The sequence below is a fragment of the Aquabacterium soli genome (assembly GCF_003933735.1).
In the GTDB taxonomy this organism is placed as follows: domain Bacteria; phylum Pseudomonadota; class Gammaproteobacteria; order Burkholderiales; family Burkholderiaceae_C; genus Aquabacterium; species Aquabacterium soli.
Map to the genome: position 1 here is coordinate 49,141 of NZ_RSED01000007.1, position 18,872 is coordinate 68,012.

21 protein-coding genes are annotated in these 18,872 nt (G+C 68.1%); 12 read left to right on the plus strand and 9 right to left on the minus strand.

What is annotated here, in order from left to right; genetic code table 11:
* Positions 1–56 precede the first annotated feature (56 nt).
* Both EIP75_RS10250 and EIP75_RS10255 read right to left on the minus strand, forming a co-directional pair.
* Entirely contained in the window at positions 57–845 is a 789-nt protein-coding gene (locus EIP75_RS10250) for a transporter (protein WP_125243177.1), read from the minus strand.
* A gap of 181 nt (positions 846–1,026) precedes the next feature.
* Complete coding sequence (locus EIP75_RS10255) at positions 1,027–1,479, minus strand: MarR family winged helix-turn-helix transcriptional regulator (RefSeq protein ID WP_125243178.1); 453 nt, start codon at positions 1,477–1,479, stop codon at positions 1,027–1,029.
* 105 nt (positions 1,480–1,584) lie between these two features.
* Between EIP75_RS10255 and EIP75_RS10260 the strand changes: the two genes are divergently transcribed.
* Both EIP75_RS10260 and EIP75_RS10265 read left to right on the plus strand, forming a co-directional pair.
* Positions 1,585–2,388, plus strand: a complete 804-nt coding sequence (locus EIP75_RS10260; protein WP_199758553.1) for a siderophore-interacting protein — start codon at positions 1,585–1,587, stop codon at positions 2,386–2,388.
* A 101-nt stretch (positions 2,389–2,489) separates the two neighbouring features.
* Positions 2,490–2,957 carry a GlcG/HbpS family heme-binding protein gene (locus EIP75_RS10265; RefSeq protein ID WP_125243179.1) on the plus strand — a complete coding sequence of 156 codons (468 nt, stop codon included), beginning with the start codon at positions 2,490–2,492 and terminating at the stop codon, positions 2,955–2,957.
* Here the strand turns inward: EIP75_RS10265 and EIP75_RS10270 are convergent, their stop codons facing one another.
* Both EIP75_RS10270 and EIP75_RS10275 read right to left on the minus strand, forming a co-directional pair.
* Positions 2,958–3,752 carry a glutathione S-transferase gene (locus EIP75_RS10270; RefSeq protein ID WP_158622805.1) on the minus strand — a complete coding sequence of 265 codons (795 nt, stop codon included), beginning with the start codon at positions 3,750–3,752 and terminating at the stop codon, positions 2,958–2,960.
* Between the two features lie 7 nt (positions 3,753–3,759).
* Positions 3,760–4,683, minus strand: coding sequence for a glutathione S-transferase family protein (locus EIP75_RS10275; RefSeq protein WP_158622806.1), 924 nt, complete (start codon positions 4,681–4,683; stop codon positions 3,760–3,762).
* 65 nt (positions 4,684–4,748) lie between these two features.
* On the opposite strand from EIP75_RS10275, the gene EIP75_RS10280 reads away from it, so the two are divergent.
* From EIP75_RS10280 to dinB, 3 genes are all read left to right on the plus strand, one after another.
* The gene (locus tag EIP75_RS10280; protein ID WP_125243182.1) at positions 4,749–5,744 is read left to right on the plus strand and encodes a GlxA family transcriptional regulator; all 996 of its coding nucleotides are present in this window, start codon (positions 4,749–4,751) and stop codon (positions 5,742–5,744) included.
* Positions 5,745–5,836: 92 nt separating this feature from the next.
* Positions 5,837–6,136 carry a flagellar basal body protein gene (locus tag EIP75_RS10285; RefSeq protein ID WP_125243183.1) on the plus strand — a complete coding sequence of 100 codons (300 nt, stop codon included), beginning with the start codon at positions 5,837–5,839 and terminating at the stop codon, positions 6,134–6,136.
* Between the two features lie 75 nt (positions 6,137–6,211).
* A complete protein-coding gene (dinB, locus tag EIP75_RS10290; RefSeq protein ID WP_125243184.1) occupies positions 6,212–7,411 on the plus strand; it encodes a DNA polymerase IV in 1,200 nt (399 codons plus the stop codon).
* A gap of 3 nt (positions 7,412–7,414) precedes the next feature.
* Here dinB and EIP75_RS10295 read toward each other — a convergent pair whose 3' ends face one another.
* Positions 7,415–8,068, minus strand: a complete 654-nt coding sequence (locus EIP75_RS10295) for a DUF2239 family protein (RefSeq protein WP_125243185.1) — start codon at positions 8,066–8,068, stop codon at positions 7,415–7,417.
* 118 nt (positions 8,069–8,186) lie between these two features.
* Between EIP75_RS10295 and EIP75_RS10300 the strand changes: the two genes are divergently transcribed.
* A complete protein-coding gene (locus EIP75_RS10300) occupies positions 8,187–9,350 on the plus strand; it encodes a GGDEF domain-containing protein (protein ID WP_158622807.1) in 1,164 nt (387 codons plus the stop codon).
* Positions 9,351–9,365: 15 nt separating this feature from the next.
* Here EIP75_RS10300 and EIP75_RS10305 read toward each other — a convergent pair whose 3' ends face one another.
* The 3 genes from EIP75_RS10305 to EIP75_RS10315 are packed head-to-tail and all read right to left on the minus strand — an operon-like array spanning position 9,366 to position 11,800.
* Positions 9,366–10,349: an NAD(P)H-quinone oxidoreductase gene (locus tag EIP75_RS10305; protein WP_199758562.1), complete on the minus strand. Its 984-nt coding sequence runs from the start codon at positions 10,347–10,349 to the stop codon at positions 9,366–9,368.
* Positions 10,350–10,387: 38 nt separating this feature from the next.
* Positions 10,388–11,491 (minus strand): WD40/YVTN/BNR-like repeat-containing protein, encoded by a 1,104-nt coding sequence (locus tag EIP75_RS10310; protein ID WP_125243188.1) that lies wholly within the window; start codon positions 11,489–11,491, stop codon positions 10,388–10,390.
* 39 nt (positions 11,492–11,530) lie between these two features.
* The gene (locus EIP75_RS10315) at positions 11,531–11,800 is read right to left on the minus strand and encodes a MoaD/ThiS family protein (RefSeq protein ID WP_125243189.1); all 270 of its coding nucleotides are present in this window, start codon (positions 11,798–11,800) and stop codon (positions 11,531–11,533) included.
* A 67-nt stretch (positions 11,801–11,867) separates the two neighbouring features.
* Between EIP75_RS10315 and EIP75_RS10320 the strand changes: the two genes are divergently transcribed.
* Positions 11,868–12,572: a TetR/AcrR family transcriptional regulator gene (locus EIP75_RS10320; RefSeq protein WP_125243190.1), complete on the plus strand. Its 705-nt coding sequence runs from the start codon at positions 11,868–11,870 to the stop codon at positions 12,570–12,572.
* Positions 12,573–12,593: 21 nt separating this feature from the next.
* Here the strand turns inward: EIP75_RS10320 and EIP75_RS10325 are convergent, their stop codons facing one another.
* Positions 12,594–13,019, minus strand: a complete 426-nt coding sequence (locus EIP75_RS10325; protein ID WP_125243191.1) for a VOC family protein — start codon at positions 13,017–13,019, stop codon at positions 12,594–12,596.
* Positions 13,020–13,334: 315 nt separating this feature from the next.
* Here EIP75_RS10325 and EIP75_RS10330 point away from each other — a divergent pair, with 315 nt between their 5' ends.
* The 5 genes from EIP75_RS10330 to EIP75_RS10350 all read left to right on the plus strand — a co-directional run bounded on the left by EIP75_RS10330 (position 13,335) and on the right by EIP75_RS10350 (position 18,777).
* Positions 13,335–14,381 carry a putative solute-binding protein gene (locus tag EIP75_RS10330; protein WP_125243192.1) on the plus strand — a complete coding sequence of 349 codons (1,047 nt, stop codon included), beginning with the start codon at positions 13,335–13,337 and terminating at the stop codon, positions 14,379–14,381.
* Between the two features lie 42 nt (positions 14,382–14,423).
* The gene (bla, locus tag EIP75_RS10335; protein ID WP_125243193.1) at positions 14,424–15,395 is read left to right on the plus strand and encodes a class A beta-lactamase; all 972 of its coding nucleotides are present in this window, start codon (positions 14,424–14,426) and stop codon (positions 15,393–15,395) included.
* 133 nt (positions 15,396–15,528) lie between these two features.
* Positions 15,529–16,314 carry a PEP-CTERM sorting domain-containing protein gene (locus EIP75_RS10340; protein WP_125243194.1) on the plus strand — a complete coding sequence of 262 codons (786 nt, stop codon included), beginning with the start codon at positions 15,529–15,531 and terminating at the stop codon, positions 16,312–16,314.
* A 164-nt stretch (positions 16,315–16,478) separates the two neighbouring features.
* Positions 16,479–17,663, plus strand: coding sequence for a fatty acid desaturase family protein (locus EIP75_RS10345; RefSeq protein ID WP_125243195.1), 1,185 nt, complete (start codon positions 16,479–16,481; stop codon positions 17,661–17,663).
* Complete coding sequence (locus EIP75_RS10350) at positions 17,656–18,777, plus strand: flavin reductase family protein (RefSeq protein ID WP_125243196.1); 1,122 nt, start codon at positions 17,656–17,658, stop codon at positions 18,775–18,777. Before EIP75_RS10345 ends, EIP75_RS10350 begins: the two co-directional genes overlap by 8 nt.
* Positions 18,778–18,872 lie beyond the last annotated feature (95 nt).

Here is an 18,872-nt window from a genome sequence, read left to right on the forward strand (position 1 = left end):
GGAGGTGCCTGCCCGGCGTTCAGGGTTTTTGACGTCACATTGACGCCATGATCCTGTCAGAAGCGGACAGCCAGCCCCACGCCCCAGGCGAAGTCGGGCGTCTCCTTGGTGGCGCCCCACGAGAAGCTCACGTCCACCTGCACATCGTTGTTGATCAGGTAGGTGGCGCCGGTGTCCCAGGTGGCGATGTTGCCGCCGTTCTTCTTGGAAGCCAGTTGCTGGCCGGCCAGTTCGAAGAAGGTCTTGAAGCGGTCTGTCCAGGATTTGCCCACGGTCACGGCCGCGATGCCGCCCACGTAGCGGTCGCCATCCTCGTTCTTGTCGACGAAGAGGCCCGGCATCACGCCGATGGACCAGTCGTTGGGCAGATCCCACTCCGCCACGGCGCGCAGCGAGGGACGAACGCCGTCGCCACGGAAGGCGCGCGAGCCGGTCTCCAGGTCGGCGTGCAGCAGCCAGGCCATGGCCGGGATGCCCTTGTCGGCATCGCCATCCTGGGTGTGCCACTTGATGCCGATGGCCATGTCGGCGTAGCCACGCTCGCGCGTGGTGATGCCGGTGGTGGTGTCCTCGCTGCGCAGGCGCGAGATGCCGTCGGTCTCGACGCGGAACTCGAGGGTGTCGCTGACGCCGAAGCGCAGCAGCGTGGGCGTGGTGCTCAGGCGCTCCTTGACGCCATCGGCCTTGTTGCGCTCGCTGGCAAAGCCGGTTTCAAGCTGGAAGCGGCCCTTGCCCACCACGTCGCTCGATTCGACGAAATCGGGGCGGTCGGTGCTGATAGGCTCTTCGGCCCTCGCCGCCTGAACCAGGCTCAGGGCCAGCAGCGGGGCGGTGAGCATTGCCATGCGGCAAGCGGTCGAGAGAGTGGGGCGGTGTGAGCGCATGGGGGCCTCCTGTGGATAAGGACCGGCGCACATGCTGTCTGGGGCGAGCCTGCGGGGGCTCCGGGGGCGCGGCCGGGCGTGGCTGACTGTACTGCAGCGCCAGGGCGCTGCCCAGCGGGTGTGCCGTGGATGAGACGCAGCGTCAGCCGGGGGGCGCCAGGTTGTCGCGCAAACGGCCCAGCAGGGCGGACAGCGCCGCGAGCTCGTCGCTGCTCAGCCCCTTGACCATGGCCTGGCCCAGCCGCTGGCGCTGGCGATGCAGCACGCGCTGCAGGGCCGTGCCCTCGGCGGTGGGCGAGATGCGCTGCTGGCGGCGGTCGGTCGGATCGGGCTCGCGCAGCAGAAGGCCTTGGTCCACCAGCAACTGCACCAACCGGGTCACCTGGGCCTTGTCACGGCCGCTGTGCTCGACCAGATCGCTGGCGGTGCTGCCAGGCCGGCGCGCAAAGAACATCAGCACCTTGGCCTCCATCGGGGCCAGGCCGGCACCTTCCTGCCGCACGGCCTGGTGCAGCTGCGACTTGAACAGGTGGGTGAGGTCGGCCAACTGGTCGACGATCTCTTCTCTGGGCACTTTGGGATGGTTGGCGGGCATGGGGCACCGTGCGGGGAACGGAGAACTCAAGACCATATGGTTGACATAGTCAACCAATGAGGCATACGATATGTTGACATTATCAACCAACAACACCAAGTCGTCATGCCTGACAAGATTTCACCCGCCGACCTCACCGTGCAGCGCGTGCGCCACCCCGTCAAGATGCGCCGGCTGCAGGTGCGCCGCACGCAGTTGCTCAGCCCGAACCAGCTGCTCGTCACCCTGGGGGGGCCCGATCTGGCCGATTTCGTCACCGCCTCGTTCGACAACCACTTCAAGCTGATGTGGGCGCCCGATGGCCTGGGCGAGCCCGAGTTGCCCACCATGGGGCCGGAGGGCCCGCAATGGGCGCCCGGCGCGCCGCGCCCGCTGATGCGCGACTACACACCGCGCCGCTTCGACGCCCAGGCGCTGGAGCTGGACATCGAGTTCGCCCTGCACGGCGACGGCCCGGCCGCCAACTGGGCACGTCAGGCCCAGCCCGGGCAGACGCTGGTGGTGGGCGGGCCGCGCGGCAGCTTCATCGTGCCACTGGGTTTTGACTGGCACCTGCTGGTGGGCGACGACTCGGCGCTGCCGGCCATCGCCCGGCGCCTGGAAGAGCTGCCCGCCAGCGCTCAGGTCACCGTGGTGCTGGCCCTGGACAAGGCCGACCGGCGTGCGCTCGACACCCGTGCCGAGCTGACCCTGGTCTGGGTGGACGACCCCGCGGACCTGCCCGCTGCCGTGCAGGCGGTGCGCCTGCCGGAGGGTGAAGGCCATGCCTGGGCCGCGGGCGAGGCGCAGGCCATCGCCGAGGTGCGCAAGGTGCTGGTGGGACACCATGGGCTGGACAAGGCCCGCGTGCGGGCATCGGCTTACTGGAAGCGCGGGCAGGCCGATCACCACGAGTCGCTCGACGCCTGAGTGGCGTCATCGCGGCGTCATGTCGCCTTCATGGGATTGGCTTGCGTGGCTCGGAAGTTGCGTGTCCAGTGTCCATGCACGAACCACGTCCAGAGCCTGCCATGACCACCGCCTTGAACCTGTCAGCCGCCAACCGCCTGATCGACGCCGCCCTGGCCCACGGCCGGGCCGGTGGCATGGCGCCGCTGTGCGTGGCCGTGCTGGACGCAGGCGGCCATGTGATCGCCCTGCAGCGTGAAGACGGTGCCAGCATCCTGCGCCCGCAGATCGCCACGGCCAAGGCGCGTGGTTCTCTGGACATGGGATTTGGCGGACGCGAGCTGGCGCGCCGCGCGGCGGCCAACCCGGCCTTCATCGGGGCGCTGGCTGCGCTGGCGGGTGGGGACATGCTGCCCGTGCCCGGTGGCGTGCTGGTGCGCACGGCCGATGGCGCCTTGATCGGCGCCGTGGGCATCAGCGGTGATCTGTCCGACAAGGACGAGGCCTGCGCCATCGCCGGCATCGTGTCAGTGGGCCTGGTGGCCGATGTGGGTGTGCAGGAGCTGCACACCCAGGTTCCATCGGCCTGATCAGGCCGCCGCTTGCAGCGGGTTCTGCAGCGCGCCTCCGTGCATCGCCCCGCGGTGCTGCGCATACAGGCGGCGCACCCAGGCCATCGATGGGCGCACCTGCCAGGGCGCGGCCGCGCCGGCCATGGTCTGGCGGAACACCGGCTCGCCATAGACCGGGTGCTCGCTGGGGCAGGCCAGCGGGGCCAGCAAGGCCGCGGCGGTCAGGTCGGCCGTGCTCAGCTGGCCACCGACCAGGTAGGTGCGGCCATCGGCCAGGCGCGCGTCCAGCCAGTCCACCGCGTCGCCGATGCGGCGGTGCGCCCGTGCCGCGCCGGCCTCGGTGATGCTGAGCTTGCGCCGGAAGGCCCATCGGATGAACGGGTAGGCGCTGCGGATGAACGCGGCCTGGCCGGGCGTGGCGTGGTCGGTCCACAGGCGCTTGATGTGCTCGTCGCCGCTGCCGAAGCTGTGGGCGTACAGGTAGCGCGCCACGTCCTTGCCGATGGCATCGAAGCGTTTGGCCACCTCTTCGATCTCTGGCAGGTGCGCCGCGGGCATCAGCGGCAGCGGGCCGTGGTGCTCGTTCAGCCAGCGCAGAATGCGGGTGCTGTCCTGGATGCTGCCCTTCGGGGTCTTGAGCACGGGCAGGGTGGTCTGTCCGCGCTTGCCCATGGTCAGGGCCGGCAGGATGTGGAAGACGGGCGTGAGGCACACCTCGCGGTAGGCGATGTCGCTGATGTCCAGCGTCCAGCGGATCTTCTCGCTGTAGTGCGACATCGCGAAGGTGTAGAGCGTGTAGGGCGTGTTGTTCATGGTGAGGTCAAGCCTGCGCTGCCTTCTTGATGCGGTAGCCCAGGCGGGGAAAGTGCACATGCACGCTGCCGGCGCGTTCGGTGTCCAGCGACACGGCCAGGCGCTGCGCGTCCAGTTGCACCAGCGAGCCTGTCACGGTGGTGCCATGGCCCAGCAGTTCGGGCGTGATGCTCACCTGCGTGCCCAGCTCGATCCCTGACGGGTCGCGCTGATCGCTGGCGGGCAGCGGCAGGGCTGCAGGCGTGGCGGCCGCGGCCAGGGCGATGGCCTCGTCGGCGCTCATGGGCTGGTGCTCACCATGGCCGAAGGCGCGCAGGCGCTCCATCCAGGCTGCGGTGGCCGGGAAGCGGCTGAAATCGAAGCGGCCGTTCCGTGCGAACCACAGGGTGCTGTACAGCGTGAAATCGCCACTGCCCGGGCGCACGCCGTTGACGAAGCCCGGCCCGCCGGCCAGCCCCCGCTCGATCCAGGCCACCTGGGTGGCCAGCTCCTGCGCGGCCAGCGGCACGGAGGCCTTGAGCGCGGCACGGTCCAGCGGTGCGCCGCGCAGGGCGGCGCGGTCGGCCAGGAAGGCGTCGTCAAAGTGGTCCACGGCCACGCCGAAGGTGTAGGCCACGGCCTTGCCGAACAGGTTCAGATCCACCCAGTGCTCGACCACGTCGTTCCAGCCCGGCGACACGGTGCTGGCGGCCGGCGTGGGCGCCAGGCGCTCCAGCTCCAGGGCGATCAGGCGGGTGTCGCAGTAGACGTCGGCGCCCAGTTGCAGCACGGGCACCTTGCGGTAGCCGCCGGTCAGCGCGACCATGTCGGGCTTGGGCGCGATGCGCGGCACGATGACCGAACGCCAGGGCAGGCCCTTGTAGCCGAGCAGGGTGCGGATCTTCTCCGCATAGGGCGATTCGGGGTAGTGGTGAAGGATGGGTGTGCTCATGGAACGCATTGTGGTCAGCGTGGCGTGTGCCTAGAATTGTCATTTTGGACATCTTTGAGGCTGATATGGACAATGCGCTGGCGCCCCGCAGCCGGCCGCCCAAGCAGTTGCACCGCGTGGCCGTGGTGCTCTGCCGGCACCACAGCCTGGCCAGCATCGGTCTGGTGATGGACATCTTCCGCATGGGCAACCAGGTGCCCGGGCTGCACCGCTTCGAGCTGCTGCGCCTGAGCGCCGATGGCCAGCCCGTGCCCCACCCGGACGGGCTGCTCAGCGTGGATGGCGATGCGTCCCGCATGGCAGAGGCGCATGCGGTGCTGATCCCGTCGTTGTGGACGGATGGCGAACCCGCCGTGGCCGAGAACGCCGCGCTGATCCAGGCCTTGCAAGACCTGCCCCCGCAGGTGCTGCTGGCCTCGCTGTGCACCGGCGCCTACCTGCTGGCGGCCACCGGGCGGCTGGACCAGCGGCCGGCCACCTTGCACTGGATGCTGGCCGATGCTTTCCAGCAGCGGTTTCCGCAGGTGCAGGTGCAGGCCCATGAGAACCTCACGGACGACGGCGGCCTGATCTGCTCGGGCGGTTCGATGGCTGCGATGGACGGGTGCCTGCAGGTGATGCGTCGCCTGGCCGGGCGTGACACGGCGCGCCGCGTGGCGCAGATGATGGTGATCGACGAACACCGCGGACCGCAGACGCACTACATGCCCCCTTACGGCTGGCGCCGCCATGGCGACCCCGAGATGCGCCGCGTCGAGGCCACCTTGGTGGCGCGCCACGCCGAGGCGCTGGCATTGGATGAGCTGGCCACCCTGGCGCACGTGAGCGTGCGCACCCTGCAGCGGCGTTTCCTGGCCGCCACGGGCATGACGCCGATCCAGTACCAGCAGGCCGTGCGCATCGAGCGCGCCCAGGACCTGCTGCAGACCGAACACCTGCCCGTGCCCGAGGTGGCCGAACGGGTGGGATATCAGGACCGGGTCGCTTTCGGGCGCCTGTTCAAGAAGGCCACGGGCATGACGCCGGCGGCCTGGCGGCAACGCCACAAGCTGTCAGATTGATCCTTTTTGCTTGATGAAAAGTTGTGAGGCCGCATGAAAAAGGTCTCAAGCACCCTTCTTTTCTGTCGATAGCACGACCAAGAGGTGTGCTCATGAAACCAGTTTCCACCATTGCCCTGTCGGGCATGCAGGCCGCTCGGGTTCAACTTGACGTGGCGTCGAACAACATCGCCAATGCCCAGACGCTGGGTTTCCGGCGGCAGACGGTCACCCAGCAGGCGCAGCCCGAGGGCGGCGTCAGCACGACCGTCAGCCTGGTGAACACGCCCGGCCCGGATTTCACGGGCGACGTGGTCAATCAGCTGGGGGCGGGCTATGCCTTCGTGGCCAACCTGAAGACCGTCGAGACCGACCAGAAGATGACCGGCACCCTGCTGGACATCACGGCTTGATCATCTGATTTGATCGCCTGGCCTGATCACCCAGGCCGGCGGACTCCGTGCCCACGCGCTACAGTTCGGCCCAGCATGAGCCGACGCTGGATCGCCCACCTGGACATGGACGCCTTCTACGCGTCCGTTGAACTGCTGCGCTACCCGCAGCTCACCGGCCAGCCCGTGGTCATCGGCGGGGGGCGCCGCCACCAGCCCGAACCGCAGCCCGATGGTTCGCTGAGCTTCTCCACCCTGCGCCATTACGCCGGCCGCGGCGTGGTCACCACCGCCACCTACGCGGCCCGCGCCTTTGGCGTGCACTCGGCCATGGGCCTGATGAAGGCCGCGGCCCTGGCGCCAGACGCCGTCCTGCTGCCCACGGATTTCGACGAGTACCGCCGCTACTCGCGCCTGTTCAAGGCCGCCGTGGTCGAGATCGCCCCGGTGATGGAAGACCGGGGCATTGACGAGATCTACCTCGACCTGACCGAGGTGCCGGGCGCGCAGGACGCGGTTGATGGCGACCCGCTGGGCGGTATCCGCGCGCTCGGCCAGCGCCTGAAGGACGCTGTGCACCACGCCACCGGGCTGAGCTGCTCGGTCGGCATCACGCCCAACAAGCTGCTGTCCAAGCTGTGCTCCGATCTGGACAAGCCCGATGGCCTGACCTTGCTGGAACTCAGCGGCATCCCTGAGCGCATCTGGCCGCTGCCGGCCAAGCGCATCAACGGCATCGGGCCCAAGGCCAGCGCCCGGCTGGAGGCCCTGGGCGTGCACACCATCGGCGAGCTGGCCGCGGCCGAGCCCGAATGGCTGGTGCAGCACTTCGGCGCCAATTACGGCCTGTGGCTGCATGAGGCGGCGCATGGCCGGGACGACCGGCCCGTGGTCACCTACCGCGAGCCCAAGTCGCTCAGCCGCGAAACCACCTTCGAGCGTGACCTGCACCCGCGGCAGGACCGGGATGCGCTGGGTGCCATCTTCACGCGCCTGTGCGAGCAGGTGGCCAGCGACCTGGAACGCAAGGGTTTCGAAGGCCGATCCATTGGCGTGAAGCTGCGCTATGACGATTTCAAGATCGTGACCCGGGTGGTGACGCTGCCGGCGCACACGCAGGATGCGGCCACCATCCGTCAGTGGGCGGGGCGTTGCCTGAAGACCGTGCCGCTGGACCAGCGCCTGCGCCTGATCGGCGTGAAGGTGGAAGGGCTGCGGCGGCCGGGCAGCGAGCCGGTGGCGGCCCAGGAGCCCGCCGCCGCCTGGCGCCTGGGCGAATCGCTGCCCCTGTTCTGATCCTCAACCTGGCTCAGCCGGGGCGGTTGCTGGCTCGAAGGCCGGTTCGGCCAGGCGCCGGCTGTGATCACGCAGATCGACGGGCCAGGGTTCCGTCAATGCATTGAAACGCTCGCGCTGACCGGCATACAGCGCCCGGGCCACCTCTTCATAGCCTGGCAGATCACCCGCCATGGCCATCATGAAGCGGTCGGCACTGGCCTGGGCCTGGCGGATGCGTTCTTGCGCCGAGGAGGCGGTGCGGGCGGTGTCCACCAGCTTGCGCAGCGTCACCGAGGCCCCGCCGGGCTGGGCGCCCAGCCAGTCCCAGTGGCGCGGCAACAGGGTTACCTCACGGGCGACCACGCCCAACTTGGGGCGGCCCGGGCTGCGCGCGTGGGCATCGGCCGACAAGGGGCTGGCAGCCTCTGCCTCCGCTGGCGGACCCAACTGCAGCGCCAGGCGTGCGGCGATGTCCTCGGCGCTGCCGCGCAGGTCCAGGTCGACGCTGCGGCCCTGCTGGTCGTCGAAGGTCAACACGCTGGCGTTGGGGTCATGTCGCAAGGCGGCCTGCACCGCCAGGGCCACCTCCAGCGGCGAGCCGCGGTGCAGCAGGCGTGTGCCGGCAAAGGCTGTCCAGTGGGCAGCGGGCGGGGAATGGTCAGGTGGTGTGCTCATGAAAGTTGAATTTACCCGGGTGAAATTGTCTTGTCAATATTACCCGGGTAAAAATGAGGCTCAAGACGCGTCACAGATGCCCGATATCCACGGTGACTTGTCTTTTCGGAACATTTCCTTGTCCATATCCCTGGGGTCTGCCACGTCGCTGCCCGCCCTGGAGTCCCAAGCACCCCAAAGCGACGAACAACTGGCCCGGCGCTGTGTGCTCGACACCGCGGCGCGCAGTGCCACGGGCACCTTTGTCTACCCTGCCATCTGGTTCACGTTGGTGCTGGCCACCGGCACGCATGAGCGCTGGCCGCTGTTCGCCTGGCTGAACGTGTTGGGCCTGGGCCTGCTGGCGCTGCTGCGCATGGCCTTGAACCACCGGCTGGAGCACCTGCTCACGGTGCGCCTGCGCACCACCAGTTGGGTGTTCACGGTGTTGACGCTGCTGATGGCGTTCTACTGGGGCGCGCTCACGGCCTGGTGCATGGCCCACGCGCCGGACGAGACCCTGTCGTGGGTGATGCTGGCCGCCACCGTGGGCTTCTGTGCTGGCGGCAACACCATGGTGGGCATCAACCCGACCCTGCGGCTGAGCTATCCGGGCCTGATGATCGCGCCCGTGTTCCTGGTCGAGGTGCTGATGCCGACCGCCTCGCACCTGATGATGGCCGCGCTGGAAGGTGCCTTCGGCATCTACCTGGTGCGCTCATCCCGCGTGGTGCACGACGACTACTGGCACATGCTGCAGACGCAGCGCCTGTCCGACGCACGTGCCCGCAGCCTGGAGCTGGCCAGCCTGACCGATGGCCTCACGCAGATCCCCAACCGCCCGCACTTCGACCGGCAGTTCCAGTACGAATGGGAGCGCCAATGCCGCCATGGCGCGCCGGTGTCCGTGATGCTGGTGGACCTGGACCATTTCAAATCCATCAACGACACCTACGGCCACCCCTTTGGCGATGCCTGCCTGCAGGCCGTCAGCCAGGCCCTGAGCGGCAGCATGGGCCGATCCACCGATTTCGTGGCGCGCTATGGCGGCGAGGAGTTCGTGGTGCTGCTGGCCCAGACCGATGGCGAGGGCGCCCGCGTGGTGGCCGAGCGCCTGCTGCAGCAGGTGCGCGAGATCAGCCTGTCGCACCAGGGTGCGCCCGTGCGCATCACCTGCAGCATCGGTGTGGCCTCGACCGTGCCTCATGGCAGTGAGCCGCCGGCCGCGCTGGTCAAGCGGGCCGACGATGCGCTTTACCGCGCCAAGCACCACGGCCGCAACCGGGCCGAGATGGCGGTCTGAGGCGAGTCTTGGCGCTCAGTGCGCCACCTCCAGCACGATCTTGCCGATGTGGTCGCCGCCTTCCATCAGGCGGTGCGCCTCTGCGGCCTGTTCCAGCGGGAAGGTGGCGTGGATCAGCGGCAGGCAGCGTCCGGCGTTCAGGGCCGGCCAGACCATGCTCTGCAGCTCGCGGGCAATGACGGCCTTCTCGTCGCGTGTGCGGCCGCGCATGGTCGATCCGGTGATGGTCAGGCGGCGGCTGGCCACGGCGGCCAGGTCCAACTGCTCGGCGCGGGCGCCGCCCAGGAAGCCGATCACCAGCAGGCGGCCGTCCATGGCCAGCGTGGCGATGTTGCGCTGGAAATAGGCCGCACCCATGATGTCCAGGATGGCATCGACGCCGCGCCCGCCCGTGGCGGTCAGCACCTCGCGGCTGAAATCCTGCTCACGGTGGTTGATGGGCTCGGCGCCCAGTTGGCGCACGGCCTCGCATTTCTCGGCGCTGCCGGCGGTGGCAAAGGCCCGCACGCCGAACTCGCGCGCCAGCATCAGCGCCGTGGTGCCAATGCCGCTGGTGCCACCGTGCACGAGCAGCGCATCACCAGCCTTGACGCGGCCCATCATGAACACATTGGCCCACACGGTGAAGAAGGTCTCGGGCAGAGCCGCGGCCTGCACCGCGCTCAGCCCGGTGGGCCAGGGCAGGGCCTGGGTGGCCGGCACGGTGCAGTACTGCGCGTAGCCGCCCCCGTTGACCAGGGCACACACCTTGTCGCCCAGCACGAAGCCCTGGGCACCGGGGCCGGCGCCCACCACCTCACCCGCGATCTCCAGACCAGGTGCGGGGTTGGCGCCGGGCGGCGGCGGGTACTTGCCCTGGCGCTGCAGCACGTCGGGGCGGTTGATGCCGGCGGCTTCCACGCGGATCAGCAGCTCGCCCTCGATGGGCCGGGGCAGGGGCACGGTGCGCAACTGCAGCACCTCGGGCGCGCCGGGGGCGGTGATGGTGATCTCCTGCATCGAATCGGGCAGGGTGGCTTCCAGGATGGACATGGGTTTCACGGACTGGCGGGTGGCACGAAGCCCACACAGTACACCGGAGGCAGGTGGTTGGACACGGCCTGCCAATGATCCCCCTGGTCGTCGGAGACCCACAAGCCGCCCGTGGTCGAGCCCAGCACCAGGCATTGTCCGGCGTCGTCCACGGCCAGTCCGTGGCGGTAGGCCAGGTCGTAGGCATGCTGCTGGGGCAGGCCCTGGCGCAGCACCTCGAAACTGCGGCCGCCGTCGCGCGTGCGGCTGACCACCAGCTTCGCGTCCACCGGCACACGGGTCTCGTCCTTCACGGCCGGCACGAACCAGGCCGTGTCCGCATTGCGCGGGTGCACCGCCAGCGCGAAACCGAAGCCCGAGGGCGGCACGTCACTGATCTCATGCCAGTGGCGCGCCCCATCGGTGCTGCGGAACACGCCGTTGTGGTGCTGGGCCCAGAGCACCTCGGGGTGGCCCGGGCAGTGCAGCAGCCGGTGCGGATCCTGGATGTTGGGGCTGCCCGCCAGCTCGGGCGGCATGTAGGCGGCGCGCATGCCGTCGGCGGTGAGCTGCCAGGTGGCGCCGCCATCATGTGTCTGCCAGACGCCGCCGCACGAGATGCCCACGGTGACGTGGCGGCTGTCGCGCGGATCCACATTGATCGAATGGATGCCGGGGTGGTCGTAGCCACCGCCGAACCACTCTTTGCGCTCGGGGCGGTCCCACAGGTCGGTCATCAGTTGCCACGATTGCCCGCGGTCGCCGCTGCGGAACAGCCCGCCGGGGATGGTGCCGGCCCACAGCACGCCGGGTTGATCTGCACCGCCCGGCTCCAGGCACCAGATCTGGTCCAGCGTGTCCGGTTTTTCATCGCTGCCCGCAACCGGTGCGGGGTAGGCTGGCACACCCACCTCGGTCCAGGTTCGGCCCTGGTCGGCCGAGCGGTGCAGCTTGACCCCGAAATGACCCAGCCGCAGGGCGGCATACCACTGGCCATCGCGCGGGTCGGCCAGCACGGCCGACACCGGCTCGCCCAGGAAGTGCACGGCATCGGCCAGGGCCCAGCCGGTGGGGCCGCGGTGCAAGGTGATCAGGCCCTTGCGGGTGCCCAGCAGGCAGAGATCGCTCATGGGTTTCTCCGTGGAGGTCGTGTTGGCGGGAAGCGTTGATCAGCCCCCGGTCAGGGCCTGCAGCACATGGACTTGGCTGTCAGGGCCGACCGGGTCACTCAGTGCGCGGCGGTCCTGTGCGCGCACGCCATCGATGAACACCACCACGTGCCGGCGCAGCGCGCCGTGTTCATCCAGCACATAGCCACGTGCGGCTGGATGCTGCTCGAAGATGGCGTCCAGCACCGTGCGCAGCGTGTCGCCGCGCACCTCGCCATCGGGGCAGGGCACGTGTCGCAGCAGGTGGGCAGTGAAAGCGACGTGGGGCATGTTGATTTGTGTACGGTGTACACAATAAGATAGCAGCGGCGATGGACAATGTCCACCTGGAGGCACGATGACACGCAGCACGACCCCGGGCACACACGCCCGATCATCCACCGCATCTTCCAGGGCTGAGCCACCCCCTGCGCGCACCACCTACCGACATGGCGATCTGCGCCAGGCCCTGCTCGAGGCCGGCATCGAACTGGCCCGCGCCGGCGGCCCCGACGCCGTGGTGTTGCGCGAGGCCACCCGGCGTGCCGGCGTGGTGCCCAACGCCGCCTACCGCCATTTCGCCAACCGCGAAGATCTGCTGCAGGCCGTGCGTTCAGCGGCGCTGTCCTCGCTGGCCCGCGCCATGGAGGCAGGCATGGATACCGCCGTGCCGACCGCGCGGGGCAAGCGTGCCGCCGCCGAAGCCGCCCGTGCCAGCCTCCGGGCCGTGGGGGCGGGCTATCTGCGTTTCGCGCTGGCCGAGCCGGGCCTGTTCAGAACGGCCTTCTCGGTGCCGGGTGATCCGCGGGTGGCGGCCGACCCGGCCAAGGCCGGTGACAGTGGCCTGAACCCCTTCCAGTTGCTGGGCGCGGCGCTGGACCGCATGGCCCACGCCGGCGTGCTGCCGGCCGACAAGCGCCTGGGCGCCGAATACCTGGCCTGGTCGGCGGTGCATGGGCTGGCGCTGCTGGTGATCGACGGACCCCTGCGTGAGGTGAGCGCCACGCAGATCCGCGTGCTGGGTCAGCGTCTGCTGGACATGGTCGAACAGGGCCTGGCCTGACCCTGCCCCGTTCGCCCATGCTCACGTGGGCATCGGAGCCGGCACGATCACCATCCAGTTCACCCCGAAGCGGTCGTTGACCACCCCGAAGCTGGGTGAGAAGAAGGTCTTGCCCAGCGGCATGGTCACCTGCCCGCCCTGGGACAGTGCGTCGAAGCGCTGCCGGGCCTCGGCCTCGTCGGCCACGGCCAAGGTCAGCGAGATGCCCTGGAAGCCTTGCGTGCCAGCGCAGTAGCCGTCGGTGGCCATGATCTCGCTGTCGCCGATGCGGATGCTCGAATGCATGACCTTGTCGCCTGTGCCTGGAGGCATCGTGCCCTCGGGCGGCGGCTCCGGGCTTTCCTTGAAGCGCATCAAGGCGGTGATCTGGCCGCCGAGTTGGTCGCGGTAGAAGTTCAGGGCCTCTTCGCAGCGACCATTGAAGGACAGATAAGGTTGGATGTGCATGGTGTGGTCCTCTGGGTTGTCAGGGCCGCTTGGGCAACGGCACATCCGCAAAATTATCATGGTTTGTGTACGGTGTCCACATATGCGGGTAAACAGCGAGGACTTGCCTGCATGCATCGACCTGTGTCGCGGCGCCGCCTCAGCTTGGTGACAAAACACCTTGTCATGTAACGCCGGGGCCCAATGCCGGCTACGAACTATGCAAGTGCTTACACCAGCGCCCAGTTGGCCATCGGGGCATCGATAGCATCGCGCCCTTGCTGCAGGCCACCTCGGCAAGCCCAAGACATCATCAACAAACACAGGACCCTTCCCATGAGCAAGATCTCGCCGTTCGCGCGCATCGCCCTGGCCTGCATGGCCGCTTCCCTGATCAACACCACCGCCGTGGCCGCGCAGAAGGTGTGCGTGTTCGACATCCTCGGCACCTCGGGTGACGCCTACAACATGGCCAAGGACTACGGTGTGGCCATGAACAAGTCGGGTGTGTCGCTCGAACTCAAGGCCTACAGCAACGAGGCCGTGGCCGTGGACGACTTCCGTGCCGGCCAGTGCGACGCGCTGCTGGCCACGGCCTTCCGCACGCGCCAGTTCAACGGCGTGGCCGGTGCCATCGACACCCTGGGGGCCACCACCATCATCAGGGGCGGCAAGATCGACATGGCCGCCAGCTACGACGTGGTGCGCAAGGTGGTGCAGACCTACGCCGCACCGCAGGCCGCCAGGTTCATGACCGACGGCCACTACGAGATCGGCGGCATCTTCCCCTTCGGCGCCGCCTACCCCGTCGTCAAGGACCGCGGCATCAACACGGTCGAGGCGCTGGCCGGCAAGAAGATCGCCGCCTTCGACTACGACAAGGCCCAGGCCCTGATGATCCAGCGCTTGGGCGCGCAGCCCGTGTCGGCCGACATCACCAACTTCGCCACCAAGTTCAACAATGGCAGCGTCGACATGATCGCCGCACCCACGCTGGCCTACAAGCCGCTGGAGCTGAGCAAGGGCATCGGCGCCAAGGGCGGCATCGCGCGCTTCCCGCTGATGATCCTCACCTACCAGCTGGTGCTCAACAAGCCCAAGTTCCCGGCCGGCTTCGGCGAGAAGTCGCGCGGTTACTGGGTGGGCGAGTTTGAGCGTGCCATGGGCCTGATCAAGACCGCCGACGCCGGCATCCCCGCCGCAACCTGGGTGGACCTGGCCCCCGAGAACGCGCTGAAGTACAACCTGATGCTGCGTGAATCGCGCATCGAAATCGCCAACAAAGGCCTGTATGACAAGCAGGGCCTGCGCGTGATCAAGAAGGTGCGCTGCACGGTGAACCCGTCGGATGCCGAGTGCTCGACGCCTTCGGAAGAAGGTTGAGGCGCGTGCACGAAACGGCCGGCCGGTGGATACTCAGGTGCCATGAACGAACACGCTCCTCTTTCCATCCAGCGGCGGCGTTTCGGCCTGTGGGCCGCTGCGGCTGCCATGGGCCTGGCTGCCACCGGCTGTGCTCGCGATGTGCCCCCCTCGCCCGCCCATGGGACCGGGCCGGCCACACCGCCACCCGATGCCGATCCGTGGCGACAGCGCCTGTGGGCCCTGGAGCGCAACAGCGGCGGCCGCCTGGGCGTGGCTGCGCTGGACCTGCACACCGGTGCGCGCCTGGCCTGGCGCGCGGACGAGCGCTTCCCGATGTGCAGCACCTTCAAGCTGCCGTTGGCGGCCATGGTGCTGCAGCGTGCAGACCGCGGCCAAGAACGCATGGACCGCTTGCTGCTCATCGACAAGGCGGCCTTGGTGCCGCACTCGCCCATCACGGAGCGGCACGTTGGCGAGGTGGGCATGACCATGACCCAACTGGCTCGCGCGGCCGTGACCGTGAGCGACAACACCGCGGCCAACGTGCTGCTGCGGGAACTGGGCGGGCCGGCCGCCTTCACGGCGTTCGAGCGCTCTCTGGGCGATGCCACCACGCGCCTGGACCGCTACGAGCCTGATTTGAACGACACCGTGCCCCCTGCCGACGAACGCGACACCACCACACCCGCCGGCATGCTGGCCGGGCTGCAGCAAGCCGTGCTGGGAGATGCTCTGTCGCCTGCGTCGCGCGAACTGCTGGTGCGGTGGATGCGTGAGACGAAGACGGGCGAGCATCGTCTGCGCCATGCGGTGCCCCCTGATTGGCAGCCAGGCGACAAGACCGGGACAGGCGCCCCCGGCACGGCCAACGACGTGGCCGTGTTCTGGCCGCCCGGGCGGCAGCCCGTGCTGGTGACGGCCTACCTCACGCAGGCCACCTTGCCTGCGGAAGGCTGCGAGGCTGTGCTGGCCGATGTCGGCCGCCTGGTGGTGTCGTTGGTGCGCGACGCCAAGCAACCGCCGCCGCCCTGATCCTTGGGGAGAAGACACGAGGGCTTTCTTTTGTGTTGAGGGATAACCCTTGGCGCATCCCCTCAGGCTGGCGTTGACGCCCTGTGACACTCTTTTGCAGAATCCTGCTGTCTACAGCAGGGAGTTACCTTTCATGGTTCTGCGCAAGTTCACGGCTGCCACGCTGGCTGCGGTCGCCACCTCGTTCGTTTCGCTGTCGGCGCTCGCTGCGCCCGTGACCTACAACTATTCGACCTTGCACGGCGGCCTCCTTCAGGCGTCTTCCAACGCCGCCGTTCTGACGGCTCTGGGCGGCCCGGCCGTGACGGTGTCTGGCAGCTTCATCTATGACGCCGAGACCCCCTTCACGACGTATACGCAGAACATCGGCTACGAGGCGGGCCGCGCGGTCTACTCCGGAGCCGTGTCCCAGCTCAGCGGCACGGTCAACAGCACGGTCGGCGGCTTGTCATTCATCGACAACGGCACTGGTGTCGCCACGGTCGGCAACGAAGTGCCGTCGCTTGGCCGTGACTCGTTCTCGCTGAACGCCGATCCCACCCCGCGTCTGGGCGAGAACACCACGCCCGCTGAGTACGCCCATCAACTGGCTGGTTTCAATGTGGGCGACTACACCCTGCACAACGTGCGCCTGTATTGGGTAGAAGGCTATTTTGCTGCGCCGGATTTCCTGTCGAACAACGATCTGATGCCCACGCCGCCTACCTTCTATGGCGTGGTGGCGCTGGACTTCATCCTCACGGCCGATCCCACGAACACGGCCAACTCGCCGTACTACAGCCGCACCGTGTACTTCGGCGGCCTGACGGCGAGCGTGGCCGCCGTGCCTGAACCCGGCACGACAGCCCTGGCCCTGGCCGGCCTGGCCGGTGTGGCGCTGGCCATCCGCAGCCATCGACGCCAGGCCCCTCAAGCCTGAGCGCTGTTCGCCCTGATAAAAAAAGTCACCGCCCGCGGTGGCTTTTTTCTTGGGGGATAACACGCCCCCCGTTCTGGGCGTTCATGGGGAATGCCCGGATCGGGGCCTGTAACGAGCATCGTTAATCTTGCGCTCAGCTGTAGCCACCCTTCACAGGGCCCAAGATGAACGTTTCGCCTGCTGAGCACGCCACCGTCCCCGCCACCCTGGCCGATCCTCCTGCCGAGCGCTCGGCCCTCTACGACCAGATCGAAGCCGAGTTCGAGGCCATCAAGCAGCGCTACAAGGCGAAGCTGGGGCCGGCCGATGTGGCCTACATCAAGGGCCTGCGCTTCAAGTCCCGGCTGGCCGAGTTCTTCGGCCGCGGCCTGATCTGGGTCAGCCCCGAGCCCATCACCTTCAGCGCCGGGGTGGCGCTGCTGGCCCTGCACCGCAACCTCGAGGCCATCGAGATCGGCCACAACGTGCTCCATGGCCAGTACGACAGCTGTCCCGAGATCCCGCAGTTCCACTCGCGCAACTTCAAGTGGAAGGCCCCGGTCGACGAAGAAGGCTGGCGCCGCGAGCACAACGGCCAGCACCACGTGCACACCAATGTGTTCGAGATGGACCCGGACCTCAACCACGGCATCCTGCGCATGAACGATCGCACGCCCTGGAACCCGTACCACCGCTGGCAGCTGCCCATGTACCTGTTCATGGCCTATCCCATCGTGCTGTACGGCTTCAACCTGCAGAACCTGGGCCTGCGCCAGGCCTGGCGCGAGCGCAAGTTCCCCAAGGGCAACGAAGGCTATGCACCCGTGCACCCGGGCGGTGACCTGGCCGACTGCAAGCGCCGCCACCGCCTGTCGGTGTTCCGTGTGATGTTCAAGGAATACGCCGTGTTCCCGCTGCTGGCGCTGGCCAGCGGCTTCTCGTTCTGGAAAGTGATGCTGGGCAACGCCCTGGCCGATGGCATCAACAACTACTGGGTCAGCCTGACCATCCAGGCCACCCACCTGACCGAACCCCTGCAGCCCGAGGATGCCCTGGCCCACAAGGGCCGCTGGTACTTGTCGCAGATGGATTCCACCGTGAACTTCAAGGGCAGCCGCCGCATGAGCATCCTGTGGGGGCACCTGAACTACCAGATCGAGCACCACCTGTTCCCGGACATCCCCTCGCGCCACTACCCGGACATGGCCCGCGAGGTCAAGCAGGTCTGTGCCAAGTACAACTTGCCCTACAAGTGCAACGAAAACTGGTTTCAGGCCATCCGCAACTACCTGGGCGCGATGTGGAAGTACTCCTTCCCCACGCCGGCCGAGCGCCAGGCCATGGCTGAAGAAGAGGCTCGCCATGCTTGAGCGTGCCGAGCGCATCGTGCACGGCGCCAGCCGCTGGGTGCTCGACCGTGTAGATCCGCAATGGGTCGACTACGTGGCCAGCAACACCATGACCGACATCAACCGTCGGCTCAACCGCTTCATCTGGACCTACGACCTGCAGGCCCAGGTGGTGCGTGTGGTCGACGAAGCCCCGGGCGTGAAGACCTTCGAGCTGCGGCCCAACCAGCTGTGGCGCGGCATGACCCCAGGTCAGCACGTCGAGGTGCTGTTGCCGGTCGATGGGCCCGACGCACAGCCGCTGCGCCGCCACTACAGTGCCACGGCCTTGCCGCGCGGTCGCTTCAGCATCACCGTCAAGCGCCTGCCCGAAGGGCGCGGATCGGCCTGGATGCACGAGCACCTGCGGCCGGGCTCGCTGCTTCGCCTCAATGCCGCGCAGGGCAGCTTTGTGCACCGTGACCAGAGCAGGGTGCTGTACCTGTGCGCAGGCTCGGGCATCACGCCCTGCCATTCCATGGTCGATTCGCTGCTGGCCTGCCCCGCCGGTGAGCGGCCTGATCTGCAGGTGATCGCACAGTTTCGCCATTCCGGCGATGTGATCTTCAAGGACGCGCTGCGCCGCTGGGCCCGCGCCGGCATCAAGGTCGACACGGCCTTGAGCGGCACGCCCGAGGCCGGCCACGCACCGCGCCTGGATGCCGATCAGTTGAAGCTTCTGTGTCCGGACATACGCCAGCGTGACATCTACCTGTGCGGCCCCGATGGCTTCATGACGCAGGCCATGGCCCACCTGCAGGCCCTGGGCGTGGACCTGACCCGCGTGCACACCGAGCGCTTCACCGTGCCCGACACCGTGGCCCGCCCGGCCGCTGGCTTCAGCGTCGAAGGCACCGAGGTGGTCTTCAAGCACCTGAACCGCCGCATCACCCTAACTGCCGCCGACCAGAACAAGACGCTGCTGCAGGCTGGCCGCGACCATGGCCTGGACCTCGAAGCCGGCTGCTGCCAGGGCATGTGCGGCACCTGCAAGCTCACAGTGCACGAGGGCGAGGTCAGCGGCAACACGCTGGGCCGTGCCGTCTACCTCTGCACGGCCTATCCGGCCTCTCGCACCGTGGTGCTGGGCGGCTGAGCACACCGCCCTGGCCGTGCTCTCTTGAGGGGGTGATCAAGTCCCCGGCGACAGGCCGATTTCATGGCAGAGTGCAGCCACCACAACAGGTTGCA